Source organism: Clostridium sp. (genome assembly GCF_036646415.1).
GTDB lineage: Bacteria > Bacillota > Clostridia > Clostridiales > Clostridiaceae > Clostridium_J.
On sequence record NZ_JAVXMF010000004.1, the window covers coordinates 12,660 to 26,888 of the forward strand.

The window sequence follows — 14,229 nt, forward strand, 5'->3', positions numbered from 1 at the left end:
ATATGTTATAACAATTAATTAAATCAATTGTTATTAAGATCATAGCCAAATTTCTAATGCTCTCTTGTTTTATAACTCAACTTTACTACTTCATTAGAACTTTCTAAAAATATATCTAAATATAATACTTCCGAATGACAGAATTTTAATATCTCATTTTCTGCCTGTGCTCTCTTATAATAATCATGAGTAAACCTATTTCTAAGAATAACGCATTTAACTATAAAGTCACATAGATAATTATCCATCAATCCATAATTACTAGCAGATTTAATAAGTTCAACTCCACTTAATCTAGTATTATGTCTATCATTCATAACCAAATAAGTTTCACAAATATCTATTATATATTCTGTAAAATCCGAAAAATATCCTATCATTCCTCTTGAAATTATTTCATTGGGACTTTCACAGTACAACTCTACTGATTGTCTTATCTTAACTAAAAAGTCGTGAGCACTATTAAATTTATCACTTAATCTCTCTTTTTTATATTTATAATACACCATACTTTTCTTCCCAGTCCCTTCTTACTAAGTTTATCAACCTTTCATTAACTCTATTATACTTACTTATATACATTAGAAAATCGTAATGCAAGTCCATATCAAAGATAACCTTATCTTCATAATCAATATATATATCCGCAAAAACAGAATCAAAATCTTTCAATGACACAAATGTAAAATGAATATCTTCATGTTTAAAATATCTAACTAACAATGGTCTATAGTATTCCTCCACTTCATATTCTACATTGAAGTCTGAGTATTTTAGTAGTAGTAGTATATCTATATCACTTTTACCTTCTATCCAAAACTCTGTATTATAGCTTCCAAACAAAGTGACTGATATAACATTTTCATTTAATTGATTTAATCCATAACTTTTAAATAAATTATCTAAAGTTAATTTATTTTCAGTAGGCATATTATCTACTCCTTTCAAAATACTTCATATTCTAAATACACATTATGCACATCTTTTTATCCAACTAAAAACATTTATATATCTTCCTATTATATCCCATATCATATATTTATTAAACTACAACCCAATTAAATAGCTATTACACAAATTGAATGGTAAAATAAATCTATGTTGCAATGTGGAAGAAAACGTACTAACCTACTACTTCCCCATCTTTATTCTAAAAATTTATTTTTTATCTTTAGTCTGAAAAGTATGTATCAATCTATTTTTTACATCACTTAAAATAGGCTTATTGGATGGTGTAATTTCTTGAGGTAAGTTATCTACTTCAAAGAACTTCAATTCCTTACTTTCAACTCCATCGACTTTCATAGTTCCGTTAAATCTATTTGTTATATAGACAATACTAATAAAATATACTTCATTTCTATCAGGATAAATCCAATGTTGTTCTTCTCCAGAATAAACATTAAATAGACTAAGCCCCTCAACAACTAAATTGGTTTCTTCAAACACTTCTCTTTTTGCAGTTTCCTCTGTAGTTTCACCTATCTCCATGCAACCTCCTGGAATGCTCCATTTATTATTATCAGTTCTCAGTTGCAGTAGCACCCTATTCTTTTCATCTACTATAATAACTCCAGCTGCGGGTACGTGTTTAGCTAATTTGCTTAAATTTGACATGTTGTAACTCCCCATTTCCAATAATTTTGTTCATAATATCCAACGATTATTCCTATTCAAAGTTAATATTTCTTAGTAATAATTTTAATATAAAAATTATTACTAAACATACGGCCTTTAATCTTAAATTTAACCTTTGAACAATATTTTAAAATTTCAAATTGTCTTATATTTTTATTATACTTTTAAACTCTGTAATATTATACTTTTATGTAAATATATTTAAAGTAAAACATAGCATAATTTAAGTATATATATTAAAATATTAATACAATATCTTATAAGGAGGTTTTTATGGTTAAGAAAATATCAAAAATTGTAATAACTATTATTCTAGCAATTATTATTTTAGCTGCTGGATATATAGTATTTATGATTATTACTGATTATAAACCAGAAGAAAAAATATCTGTCGACATAGAAAACAATAAAGATAAAATTATTAAGGCTAATACAGAGACAAGCATCACTACTTTTAACATAGGTTATGGTACTATGGACGAATTTGTAGATTTCTTCATGGATGGAGGCATTATGTCTCGTGGCTCAAGTAAAGAAAAAGCTTTAGAAAATCTTGATGGTATAGAATCCATAATTGAGAATTTAAATTCTGACTTAGTATTTTTACAAGAGGTTGATGTAAAGGCTACTCGAAGCTTTAAAATTGATCAGCTACAAAGAATAAAGAATAAATTTACTGATTATAGCAGTAATTTTGCTATAAACTATAAATCTCCATGGGTTCCTATTCCTCTTTCTAAACCTCATGGACAAGTTTTAGCTGGGCTTACTACCCTTTCAAAATTTAATATTACTTCTAGTACTAGATATGATTTACCTGGAAAATCATCTTTCTTGGTTCAACTAGGTGACCTCGATAGAGCCATGGTTGTGAACAGACTGCCTGTAGATAACGGTAAGGAACTTATAGCTATCAATGCTCATTTATCTGCCTATGATGAAGGTGGCTTAATACGTAAGGTTCAACTTGGATACATCAAAACCCTACTTGAAGAAGAATATGCAAAAGGGAATTATGTTATAATCGGTGGCGATTGGAATCAACAAATTCCTGGAACAAACGCCCTTGATTTCCCGACTACTGAGGAGTGGCCAGATTGGCTACAAGATATTCCCAAAGACTTCGTTCCTAGTGGATACACTTGGGCCTATGACAAAACTATTGCAACCTCTAGAACCGTTGCAACGCCATATACTAAGGGAGAAAACTTACTTTCAATTATAGATGGATTCTTAGTATCAGACAACGTAGGAGTTATCTCAACTACTGGTACAAATGCGGAGTTTAAATACTCTGACCATAATCCTGTAACAGTAAAATTTAAATTAAAATAATATATTATAGGGTGTATATATAGCACCCTATTTTTTATTTTCTACTTATAGTAGCTCAAACTTTATGAACATTTCTCTTGTCCTCATCTGAAAATCTAATAAGTTTTATCAATACAACATTATTATTTCTATATGCATAAAAATAGGTAGCCTCAAGGCTACCTATTGAATTCTTATAATAATAAAAATTATTTCCGTTCTATTGTACTAAATATTCATTTATATTTTTTTAACAAACTCAGATTTTAAACTCATAGCTCCAAAACCATCAATTTTGCAATCAATATTATGTCCATCAGCTGCATCATGAACTAAGCGTATATTTTTTATTTTTGCACCTAGCTTTATTGATGATGAAAAGCCTTTCACTTTAAGGTCTTTGACTATTGTTACAGAATCACCATCTTGTAATATATTTCCGTTTGCATCTTTTATAACGTTTATATCTTCATTATTTTCGCTTTCTGCTTGTACTCCCCACTCATGAGCACATTCTGGACAAACAAAAAGACTTCCATCTTCATAAGTATATTCTGAATTACATTTTGGGCAATTTGGTAAATTAGCCATAATTTCATTTCCTCCATTCGTTATTAGTAATTCTAATATATTAGAATTATCTTTAGTTTTATTTTGCAACTTCGTAATCATAGGAATTACAAACTTGAACTTTACAAAAGCATATATGGAGTTCCATATATGCTTATATACTATCATAGTCTTATTCTATTGACAAACCACCACTACACCCTAGCCTTGAATTTCTTCTTGATTTTTTAATTAGAAATGTAAGTAAGAATGCTACTACTCCTAATCCTGCTGCAAAGAATAACGTAAAGTTCACATTAACCCGCTCTGTTAAAACTCCACTCAGATAAGGTATTATAAGGGCTGACACCCCATTATATACACTCATGGCTACCAATTGACCTGTTGATTTACAGAATTCACTGGATAAATTATCAATTAAAACCTTTGAGGATATTAATAAAAGTGGGTAAGTAACTACCTGCATGGCTGAAAGAATAATCACTGTATTAATGCTTGTGGCAAATCCAAAAAGAATAAATTGTATCGTAAACATAACTGCTGAAATCATCAATATGCCCGAAGCTTTGAATTTACGTAAAATTAAAGTTCCTGCAAAAAACATAGGAATTTCTACTAATCCTTTAATAGTCCACATGATTCCCACATCTTTATTGCTACCTCCGAGGAAAATTAATTTATCCACCGTAGTATATGTATTAAAGGTATTCACACATGTTAATAAAAACAATATTATAACCACTAATAAATAGGATTTATTCTTGCAAAGTTCTATTACATCTGCTTTAGTAACTGGATTTATATTTTTATCATAACGCTTTGAAGCATCATCTAGAAACAAACAACATCCAAGAACTATGACGGTGATAAACATTACTGTTACACTGATTCCATAATATCCATAAAGATTTATTACATATGCCACTAAAGTACTTCCTAATGCCCATCCCAGTGATCCGAAGGCTCTAATTGCACTATACATCTGTCTCATATGATCATTAGTTTCTAAAATCCAATTGTCCCCCATACCCATGGCAAGATTGAAAAATCCACCTGAAAGAGCAATTAATAATAAATGAAATATAAAATATTTAACCTCTAAACTATAAAATAAATAAGTAGCAATAGCAAAAAAGATAAGTACAATTATGTAAAGTTTTTTTACTGTTTTATACTTATCTGATATATATCCAAATATTAATTGAACTATAATAGTAACTACAGCTATAGAAGAAAGTAATATACCTCTCTCTACTGGTGAATATCCAAGACTAGTTAAGTATGGCACGAATTGCGTTAAACCTAGTGAGTAAGCTAAGTATGACAATATATAAATACCACTAAATACCCCAATCTGCTTCTTATGTTTCATATAAATCTCCTTTAAAGTCTTAATCTATTATCTTTTCTGAATGTCATCCTTAATCAATTTCAAAGAATCATTTACTTCTCTTATGTTTTCATCCTTACAATTTTCAATTATCTCTAATACTTTTCAAATTTGAAGGATTTTATTATATCATTAAGATTATCAATGGATTTTAAATTCTACACTATCTTATTTGTAATTTTGAATAGTATTCCCTACTATAATACCACAATTTCATCTCCTGGCAATATCCAACCTTCTTGTAATATCTTTGTAAATATTCCTTCTCTTGGCATAACACAATCACCTGTGGTTTTCATTATTTCACAGCCCTTATGGCACTCCTTGCCAATCTGAGTTACCTCCATGATAACCTGTCCTATTAAAAGTTTTGTTCCTATGGAAAGTTCATATAATATTATTCCTTCTGTAGTTATGTTTTCTGCAAATATTCCTGGAGTAAGTTTTACTATAGTTTTTCCTCTAAGCTTTTTTATACTTTCATCTCCAAGAAGACTAACTTGTCTATGCCAATTTCCTCCATGAGCATCTCCTTCAAGGCCAAAATCCACCTTGAAAAATCCTTTTTCTATAGGAGTCTTTACAACTCCTTTCTTAGTACTAATATTTATTCCAATAACCTTTGCCATTTATTTCACCCACTTTTCTTAACTACTTTTATATTTATATTCCTTAATTTATTATGATATATTTTCCTCAGTTCTATTAAACTCTCCTGACTTTCCACCTATCTTTCTAAGTAGTCTTATGTCCCCAATAACCATAGTTTTATCAATGGCCTTACACATATCATATATAGTTAGTGCTGCCACAGACACCGCTGTTAAAGCTTCCATCTCTATGCCTGTCTCTCCTATGGTTTTTGTGATGGCTGTTATATCAATCTTATTCTTTTCATAATCTAGACTAAATGTAATATCACAACCACTGATCATTATTGGATGACACATTGGGATTATATCCGAAGTCTTCTTTACTCCCATGATTCCACTAACTTGAGCTACTGCTAGTACATCACCCTTAGTAATTTCTCCGCTTCCCACTCTTTCAAGCGTAGATTTTTTCATATAAATAGACCCACAGGCTATGGCTTCTCTTTTAGTTTTTTGCTTTTCACTAACATCCACCATTTTGGCTCTACCTTGACTATTTATATGTGTCAATTTTTCCATAGAATTATAATCCATAATTTTTCCTCCAAGATTTAAAACCTTATTATCATCCTTAAACAAAATTAAATATAAAACTTAATATTTTATCCTCCAATTTGAAACATGTTTTTACTACTCTTACTTCTTCCATCCTTTAAAAGTGTGTGTTCTGAAGGCTTATTATACACTGCTTCATAAATCTTTTTCTTAAGACTTCCATGTGCTAAACTTAAATTTTTATCCTCATCCATTCCATCCTTATTATTTAATCCTTCTCTAACATATGGTAGTACATCATACTCCGCTTCTCCATGAAGACAAGGTCTGATTACACCATCACTAGTTAGCCTAACCCTGTTACACTCATTACAAAATTTACAGCTTAAAGGCGTAATAAATCCAATATTACCCTTCCCATTTTTAGTCCTATAGAGTTCTGCTGTAGATGATTTTTTACGACTTTGAAGTATAAGCTCTGGATGATTGTCCAATATCTCTGTTGAAGATATAAAATGGTTCTTAAAAAGATCCGCTCCTGATCCTATTGGCATCAGCTCTATAAACCTAACATCTACAGGTAATTCTTCAGTTAAGTGAATGAAATCATCTATTTCCTCTGAATTTATATCCTTCATTATAACTACATTAATTTTTACTGGAGTAATTTCAAGATCTAAGCATTTTCTAATTCCAGCTTTAACCTTACTAAGATATGCTCTTCCCGTTATCCTTCGATACTTGTCCTCATCTAAGGTATCCATACTTATATTAACTCTAGTTAACCCTGATTTCTTAAGCTCTTCTATCTTCTCTTCAAGAAAAACTCCATTGGTTGTTAATGCTATATCTTTTATACCTATTATTTGAGAAGTATTATAGATTATTTGGGATAGCTCCTTTATTACAAGAGGTTCTCCACCTGTAAATCTAACCTTATCGATCCCCAATTCAGCGAATGTTCTAATAATTTCACTTATCTCTTCTATAGACATATTAGTATTTATCTCACTTTGATTACAATTCGCATCTGGCATACAATACATACATCTCAAATTGCATTTATCTGTAAGGGAAACTCTTAAATAATTTATATCACGTCCCTGGGCATCCTTCATAGTCTCTCCCCTTCCTTTTTTACTTCCTTCCACATTCAGTTGCCTGTCCTATTAAAATTTCAACTCCATGAGCTAGTGCTGGGAGAACAAACTCTAAATTTTCTTTAGCTCCCTTTGGACTTCCTGGAAGATTTATAATTAATGAATCTTTTCTAATTCCTGAAATTCCTCTAGATAACATAGCTCTTGGAGTTATCTCCAGAGACTTCATTCTCATAACTTCCCCTATACCCGGCACATATTTTTCTACCACCTTTGCGGTGGCTTCTGGCGTTACATCTCTTTTAGAGAGTCCTGTTCCACCATTGGTAATAACTAATGGAATTCTAAGGACATCGCACATATATTTAAGCTGTTCTTCAATATCTTCCATTTCATCTGAAACTATTTTATAATACTCAACCTCATATCCATATTCTTTCAGATATGCCTTAAGTGTTGGTCCAGTTTCATCTATTCGCTGACCATTAAATCCCTTATCACTTACAGTTAAAATTCCAACTTTTATCATAAATATGCCCCCTTATCATGTTAATTTTATTCTTTGCTATATTTTAGTAAATTTTGATTATGAACGGGTTTCGCCAGAATAATATACGGCCATGACTGACGGTTGTATAAAGTTTCTGACCACCTCATCAGTTTTTATATTATTATCAATTATATCACATTCATTCTATAATTTGTAAAATAACTATAATTTAAAATTAGTTACTCTAAGGATTTTTTATAGGTTTCACATATATTTTTTTCACTTTACTATTTACAATTTTTTACTAAACTTATATAATATAAATATAACTACTACATTTGTAGAAGGTGAGGATTGTTATGAGCAAAAAAATAAAAAGACTACCTGATTCAGAACTCGATGTGATGCTAGTGATATGGGAAGTAGCTGAACCAGTTTCAAGAGCATACATTGAAAATCGTATTAATGAGAAGAAAAATCTTGCTGCTACAACAATACTTTCATTACTATCTCGACTTATAGACAAGGGCTTTGTTCAATCAGAAAAACAAGGGAAAAGCAACATTTACTCTGCTGTAGTAGAGGAAAATGACTATCTCCAAAATGAGGGTAAATCCATGTTAGAAAAGCTTTATGGCAACTCCCTTAAAAACTTTGTTGCTGCTCTATATGCTGGTGATAAAGTTGATGAAGACCAACTTTCAGAACTGAGAATCTTTCTAGATAAAACTAAGGAGGGAAAACAATGATTGAGAAGATTTTTCTTGCGATTATTGAAATTACCCTTACATCATCAATTGTAATTCTACCCTTACTTTTATTCTCTTCTAAACTAAAGAAAAACTACACTTCTAAATGGCGATATTTACTATGGCTAGTGATTGCAGTTAGATTAATTATACCTTTAAACTTTAATTTACCCCAGTCACCTGTAAGCATAACAGTACCTCCTCAGCTTGAAACTGCATCCTATGCTTTTCCACTTGATATAACTTCAGATAAATCTACAACTCCAGATATTAAAAACACTTTAGATAAATCTAATACCTTAGATACTTCAGTAAATTCAAGTAAAATTAACCCTATACCAAAGGAGAACTTTCTAAGTTCTATAAATATATCTCTCTTAAATGTGATATCTATAATATGGCTTCTTGGTGTATTCGCCTTTATAACAAATGAACTTATTAGCTATTTTGTATTTAGAAAAGCAACTCTACGTTGGAGTATACCAGTAACAAATGAAAAAACATTGAGCATATTCCATAAGCTTTGTGGTGATATGACTATTACAAAACCTATTAGAGTTATGACTTGCAAAAAGGTTTCAAGTCCCATGCTAATAGGACTATTAAAGCCTGTAATACTCCTACCAAGCACAAATCTCTGTGCTGAGGATTTGTCAGTAATTCTAAAGCATGAGTTAATTCATTTCAAAGGTCACCATATAAGCTATAAGTTATTAATGACTATCGCCAATGCAATCCACTGGTTTAACCCATTAGTATACTTTATGGTTAAAGAGGCAAACAAAGATATTGAATTTTATTGTGATGACCTTGTTGTAAAGAATATGGATATGTCCTATAAGGCTAAGTATAGTGATGCTATATTAGCTGTTATGCATTTCACTCCAAATCACAATACAATTTTCTCAACTCATTTTAATGGAGGTGTAGAAACCATGAAAAAAAGATTCAAAAATATTTTTGATACAAATAAAAAGCGTAAAGGAATTGCTTCCTTATGTATTATACTATCTGTAATTCTAATAAGCTCTTCTCTTGTTGCTTGCCAAAAGTCACAGAAACCTTCAACTGAAGATACTGCAAAAGCATTTCTAAAAGCCTATTATGAAGTTGATGATTATACTATGTTAACGGAATTTGATGCACTATTAGAAGATGCAACAACAAATAAAAAATATAAAGAGCCCGTTACTACAGGGATTGCTCAATTTACCGATGAAGTTGAAGAAGAAATGCGTAATATACTTTTAAAACAAGTTAATGATTATATTACATTTGATGCTGGAACTGATCTTATTTCAAATAGATACGTTACTAGAAATGTAATGGCAGCTAAGGAGTATGGTTGTACTGTTGAAGTAAAAGAAATAACCCTAGAGGATGCTGGTAACAAAGAAGTTATGAAAGATTATTATAATTATTTTTATTCAACTAAGGTTGCCTTAACCTATGAAGATGGAAACGTGGAAGAACAGATTTTAGATGGTAATATTTCATTAACAAAAGAAAATGAAAAGTGGCTTGTTTCTAGCTTCAAAGAAATAAATGGAATAGTATCAAATAAGAATTACTATAAATTTGAAAATGCTAATTCATCTAACTCACAAAATGAAGGTACTAATGAAGTAGCTTTAAATACAACTTTTGCTACCCCACAGGAAGTTTGTGATGCATATATACAAGCTATGTTAGATAGTAATTATTCCTTAATAGGAACTATGACTTTTAATTCAATTAATTCCATCAGTATAGCTGAAGGACAAAAAATGTGGGACACAATAAAAATTCAAGACGTAAAAATAGTTAAATCAGAAGTTCGAGATAATAAGGGGTGGTATGAACTTGAATTTAATGTTACCGAACCAGGAACTTCAGATTTTGGTAAAGGTCAAACTACAAGATGGCTATATATAGGTTCTGGAACAAAAAACAATGTAGTTCATTGGTATGTGGAAGGTCTTAAGTCAGATGGAGAACCAGATGAGAATTGGTGGATAACAATATTGGGTGGCTAACATTTCGCCAGAAAAATAGAAATGTGTGTATTTATGTTTTTCATTGGTGTTTTAAACGAATTATATCTTATTGTAAACTATAAAACTGAATGTAATCTACTAGAATAATAAACATTCAAATAGCCACCAAGTAGTATATCCCTACCTGGTGGCTATTTTTTATAAATTTGTAGTTGTGTGATTTTCTTCTTCAATAAAAATTTCTTCCCTCGTATCTTCACTATCACTACAAGTTACAATTGTATCTTCCATTAATTCTCTTCTTCTTCGTCTTCTTTTTTTACCTTCTTTTTTTATTGCAGTATCTGCCCTTGTAAAAAACTTTAATATTATAAATACCATTATTGCTCCCGTTACTGATAAAATATAATATCCTTGTCCAACAGCAAGTCCAAGACACGCAACAACCCATAATGTGGCTGCTGTGGTTAGTCCTTTTATAGATCCTTTATCCCTTAGTATAGTTCCTGCGCCTAAAAAACCTACTCCACTAATAACCTGGGCTCCAAGCCTTCCCATATCAACCTTTATTACATCTTGATATATTGGATTTGTAGCTAGTTCCATAGCTCTTTCTAAATTTAGTTCACTAATTATTGCTATTATAGTCGCTCCTAAACATACCAATATATGAGTTCTAAATCCAGCTGCACTATTTTTAAATTCCCTTTCATATCCCACTAATCCACCTACAATTACCCCAATCATAAGCCTTCCAATAATTACTCTATAATCCATATTCCCTCTTTCTTTAATAATTATTCAAACTATTCCTTACCAACTTAATAAAACAAAAGTGCAAATAGTTTCAGTAACCATTTATCTCAGTTTAGAATCTTACTTATATTATATTACATAATCATGTTTTGTTTAATCTTAATGAAATCTTAAATCTAATATGTGGCTAAGATTATCTATCTTATAATCATATTCCTTCACATCTCCAAATCCATACTTAGCATAGATAAAAGGTATTCCCGCAAGCTTTGCAGCCTTATAATCTCCCTCAGTATCACCAACATATATTGGGTTTTTAAGGTTATTTCTCTTCATTATAATCTTTATATTTTCACCCTTTGTAAGCCCAGTTCGTCCTGGATATTCAAAGTCTACGAAATATTTATCTAGCTTATGCGCATGTAAAAAAGCTTGTATATATCCCTCTTGGCAGTTGCTAACTATAAATAATTTATATGTTTTAGATAATTTTTCAAGAGTTTCTTCTAAATTATCATATAATTTCCCACCATGTTCACTTAGATACTCACACTCAGATTTACAACAATACCTTAATATTTCCATTTGCTTTTCTTCATCTAAATAAGGAAAAAATTTTTTCCCAATATCTTTAATTTGAAGTCCCATTACCCCTTTCAAATCTTCAATGGTTATTTCATTTCTTATCTCTTTATATTTAACCCTAACATTACTCCATGTTCCCATAATCTGCTCTGATGAATCCCACATAGTGCCATCTAAATCAAATATAATACTATCAATTATATTATCTGTCATCTTAATTCACTCCTTAACTATCCATTTTAAAATTAGTATCTCAAAGTTTAGATTATATTATATATTTTTTCATAATTTGATTCTAGATATACAATTCTCTTACCATATTCTTTTGCATATTCAATTTCACTTCTTGTACTTGATCCGATATATCCACCTTTGTTGATTACAAATATCTCATCTGCCATATCAATTTTTCTCTTATGAATATCATCAAGCATAACCTTTACTTCATCAGTGATAACAGTTCCAAACTCATTATCAGCGTGTCCAAATAGCCCAACTGAAATTACAATTATACCCTTCAATGTTAGTTCCTTCTGCACTCTTATAAATTCATCCTTAAACTTTGTACTCCCACAAAGAGTTACTACTTTATACTTTCCAACCAATTGTCTCTTCCCCACCTTCTATTATTTATACACACTAACATGTATTCACTAAAATATACTTTTTCTTTATCACTAACCTTAACACTCTTGCTTGATTTATAATCTTCAAGTGCAATTTTTACAGATTTGTGATACTTATTATCTATATTCCTTAATGCCCATTTTCCGCCTTCTTCTTTTGATAAAATTAATTTTTCCTTCAAGTAAGCTAAGACTCTACATAGATTTAATACCACATAAGTTGTGTTGTCCAAGATTTCATCCCTTGAATCCCCAATATCCCTCATTATGCTATCAATATAATATTCCTCTTTTACTTTTCCAAATACATCCTTAATAGGCTGTCCACATAATACAATTCCAAACTTCCTGATAATTGTAAAATGTGCAGATAAATCATAGTCTACTTTAGTTTCATCAGAACACATTACTTCTGAATTATTTAAATAAGTATTTAGCCAATAATTTGAAAAGTGTAATTCATAAGGTGTAGGATATTTAAAGTTTATGCAGTTTTCTTTAAGTACTACGCTCATCTCTAGCCCTTTAGATGGTGACTGACTTCTCAATGATTCTAATGAATTAAGAAGTTTAATTTTAGCATTAGAATCAATCTCTGAATTTATCACTACAATAAAATCAATATCACTTTTTTCCTCATTAAAACATTCAAAAGCAATTGATCCATGGACATAAATACCAACTAAATTATCACTCAAAATTCTTTCATATTCAGTTTTAATTATCTGAAGAATTTCATTATAATTCATACTAACAACCTCCGAAAACAATTAATAGAACTATTTTTATTCTTACAGGTAAATAACAATTATTACCTATTATCTTTAATTACAATTCAAGGATTTTACTACTTATGATTTATATTTATATAAGTATACCACATATATTCCCTTTTCTTCAAAATACACATGGTATGCTTTTATATCACGATTCTTCACTTTACTCACTTCTTCCTCAACTAGTTTCTTATTAAGTCTTTCAAATAGTAAATGAAATATACAATACTTTATCGCTTTTAAATCTAAAAAATCTTGCTGTCACGTCTCTTGTTGATAATACCGCTATATGGCCCATGTGCAATAACCAATTTGCATATGGCCATGATCCTCAAATTAAAATATTCATAATATATTCCTCCTTTATATTATCTTCTTGAAAGATTTTTCTTCCCTTTGGTCTCAAGGAAACTTCACCTCTCCACCTTCGGTGGAATTAGTTTTACTTAAGCAAATTAAAATTTGGAGTAAAACTAAAAACTCCCCCTCCTAAGAAATTAATCTTAGGAACGAGAGTTAAAACTTTGTGTTACCATCCTAATTTATTCATCAAATCAGAGATTGAAATTTTCACTTTTTAGAGTTTGTCAATATTAATATATGCTCTAGTAAAATTATTATTCCTTACAATCTTAAACTCTTAAAACAATTCATCCTGGGATAACGTATCCTTAAATCTATTTACATCTACTAAAAACCTACTATACATATCTTTATTCTCTTTGTAGAATTCAACTAGTGTTTCTGTTGTTGGTATATCATAACCATGTGCAATATCATTCCTTAGCTTTATTGATGGCTTGAAACCTTCTACAAACTTCTCTGATAGAAACTGATTTTCAACACATAACTCTAAACACTGTCTAAAGTATAATTTACTTACATCTACACTCAAAGTTTTTAATACAATAGAAATATAATCTTCTACCAATGCCTGAAAACTTTTAAATAAACTTCTAAATGATAATTCCATTGAGCGTTTTACTATTTCATTATTTTCATAGTTATCCAAAATTATTTCTTCGTAAAATTGATTCAATTCATCTACACATTTCTCTATCTTATTTATTGTTATATTTAATCTTGTTAAATTTATTTTTCTCATTATGAT

General features: G+C 30.1%; 17 protein-coding genes and 1 pseudogene. 3 read left to right on the forward strand and 15 right to left on the reverse strand.

Annotation, left to right across the window (positions count from 1 at the left end):
* Positions 1-53: 53 nt before the first annotated feature.
* The 3 genes from RSD37_RS03850 to RSD37_RS03860 form a co-directional block, all read right to left on the reverse strand.
* Positions 54-509, reverse strand: coding sequence for a hypothetical protein (locus tag RSD37_RS03850; protein WP_346945383.1), 456 nt, complete (start codon positions 507-509; stop codon positions 54-56).
* A complete protein-coding gene (locus RSD37_RS03855) occupies positions 496-930 on the reverse strand; it encodes a nucleotidyltransferase domain-containing protein (protein ID WP_346945384.1) in 435 nt (144 codons plus the stop codon). Before RSD37_RS03855 ends, RSD37_RS03850 begins: the two co-directional genes overlap by 14 nt.
* 228 nt (positions 931-1,158) lie before the next feature.
* On the reverse strand, positions 1,159-1,617 hold the full coding sequence (locus tag RSD37_RS03860; protein ID WP_346945385.1) for an NUDIX hydrolase: 459 nt from the start codon (positions 1,615-1,617) through the stop codon (positions 1,159-1,161).
* A 294-nt stretch (positions 1,618-1,911) separates the two neighbouring features.
* Here RSD37_RS03860 and RSD37_RS03865 point away from each other — a divergent pair, with 294 nt between their 5' ends.
* Positions 1,912-2,973, forward strand: a complete 1,062-nt coding sequence (locus RSD37_RS03865) for an endonuclease/exonuclease/phosphatase family protein (RefSeq protein ID WP_346945386.1) — start codon at positions 1,912-1,914, stop codon at positions 2,971-2,973.
* A gap of 219 nt (positions 2,974-3,192) precedes the next feature.
* On the opposite strand, the gene RSD37_RS03870 is transcribed toward RSD37_RS03865, so the two are convergent.
* The 6 genes from RSD37_RS03870 to RSD37_RS03895 all read right to left on the reverse strand — a co-directional run bounded on the left by RSD37_RS03870 (position 3,193) and on the right by RSD37_RS03895 (position 7,689).
* The gene (locus RSD37_RS03870) at positions 3,193-3,543 is read right to left on the reverse strand and encodes a zinc ribbon domain-containing protein YjdM (RefSeq protein ID WP_346945387.1); all 351 of its coding nucleotides are present in this window, start codon (positions 3,541-3,543) and stop codon (positions 3,193-3,195) included.
* 151 nt (positions 3,544-3,694) lie between these two features.
* On the reverse strand, positions 3,695-4,894 hold the full coding sequence (locus RSD37_RS03875) for an MFS transporter (protein WP_346945388.1): 1,200 nt from the start codon (positions 4,892-4,894) through the stop codon (positions 3,695-3,697).
* A gap of 215 nt (positions 4,895-5,109) precedes the next feature.
* Complete coding sequence (locus RSD37_RS03880; protein ID WP_346945389.1) at positions 5,110-5,541, reverse strand: MOSC domain-containing protein; 432 nt, start codon at positions 5,539-5,541, stop codon at positions 5,110-5,112.
* A gap of 51 nt (positions 5,542-5,592) precedes the next feature.
* Positions 5,593-6,084, reverse strand: a complete 492-nt coding sequence (moaC, locus tag RSD37_RS03885) for a cyclic pyranopterin monophosphate synthase MoaC (RefSeq protein ID WP_346945585.1) — start codon at positions 6,082-6,084, stop codon at positions 5,593-5,595.
* A gap of 83 nt (positions 6,085-6,167) precedes the next feature.
* Positions 6,168-7,178 carry a GTP 3',8-cyclase MoaA gene (moaA, locus tag RSD37_RS03890; protein ID WP_346945390.1) on the reverse strand — a complete coding sequence of 337 codons (1,011 nt, stop codon included), beginning with the start codon at positions 7,176-7,178 and terminating at the stop codon, positions 6,168-6,170.
* Positions 7,179-7,197: 19 nt separating this feature from the next.
* Entirely contained in the window at positions 7,198-7,689 is a 492-nt protein-coding gene (locus RSD37_RS03895) for a MogA/MoaB family molybdenum cofactor biosynthesis protein (RefSeq protein WP_346945391.1), read from the reverse strand.
* Between the two features lie 320 nt (positions 7,690-8,009).
* Between RSD37_RS03895 and RSD37_RS03900 the strand changes: the two genes are divergently transcribed.
* Both RSD37_RS03900 and RSD37_RS03905 read left to right on the forward strand, forming a co-directional pair.
* Complete coding sequence (locus RSD37_RS03900) at positions 8,010-8,399, forward strand: BlaI/MecI/CopY family transcriptional regulator (protein WP_346945392.1); 390 nt, start codon at positions 8,010-8,012, stop codon at positions 8,397-8,399.
* The gene (locus tag RSD37_RS03905) at positions 8,396-10,414 is read left to right on the forward strand and encodes a M56 family metallopeptidase (RefSeq protein ID WP_346945393.1); all 2,019 of its coding nucleotides are present in this window, start codon (positions 8,396-8,398) and stop codon (positions 10,412-10,414) included. Before RSD37_RS03900 ends, RSD37_RS03905 begins: the two co-directional genes overlap by 4 nt.
* 159 nt (positions 10,415-10,573) lie before the next feature.
* Here the strand turns inward: RSD37_RS03905 and RSD37_RS03910 are convergent, their stop codons facing one another.
* The 6 genes and pseudogenes from RSD37_RS03910 to RSD37_RS03935 form a co-directional block, all read right to left on the reverse strand.
* On the reverse strand, positions 10,574-11,152 hold the full coding sequence (locus RSD37_RS03910; RefSeq protein ID WP_346945394.1) for an MgtC/SapB family protein: 579 nt from the start codon (positions 11,150-11,152) through the stop codon (positions 10,574-10,576).
* 138 nt (positions 11,153-11,290) lie between these two features.
* Positions 11,291-11,929, reverse strand: coding sequence for an HAD family hydrolase (locus RSD37_RS03915; protein ID WP_346945395.1), 639 nt, complete (start codon positions 11,927-11,929; stop codon positions 11,291-11,293).
* Between the two features lie 47 nt (positions 11,930-11,976).
* Complete coding sequence (locus RSD37_RS03920; protein WP_346945396.1) at positions 11,977-12,321, reverse strand: hypothetical protein; 345 nt, start codon at positions 12,319-12,321, stop codon at positions 11,977-11,979.
* The gene (locus RSD37_RS03925; RefSeq protein ID WP_346945397.1) at positions 12,300-13,091 is read right to left on the reverse strand and encodes an aminoglycoside adenylyltransferase domain-containing protein; all 792 of its coding nucleotides are present in this window, start codon (positions 13,089-13,091) and stop codon (positions 12,300-12,302) included. Before RSD37_RS03925 ends, RSD37_RS03920 begins: the two co-directional genes overlap by 22 nt.
* Before the next feature lie 229 nt (positions 13,092-13,320).
* Positions 13,321-13,434, reverse strand: a pseudogene (locus RSD37_RS03930) (hypothetical protein); the annotation flags it as partial.
* Positions 13,435-13,758: 324 nt separating this feature from the next.
* Positions 13,759-14,223 carry a HepT-like ribonuclease domain-containing protein gene (locus RSD37_RS03935; protein WP_346945398.1) on the reverse strand — a complete coding sequence of 155 codons (465 nt, stop codon included), beginning with the start codon at positions 14,221-14,223 and terminating at the stop codon, positions 13,759-13,761.
* Positions 14,224-14,229: the final 6 nt, after the last annotated feature.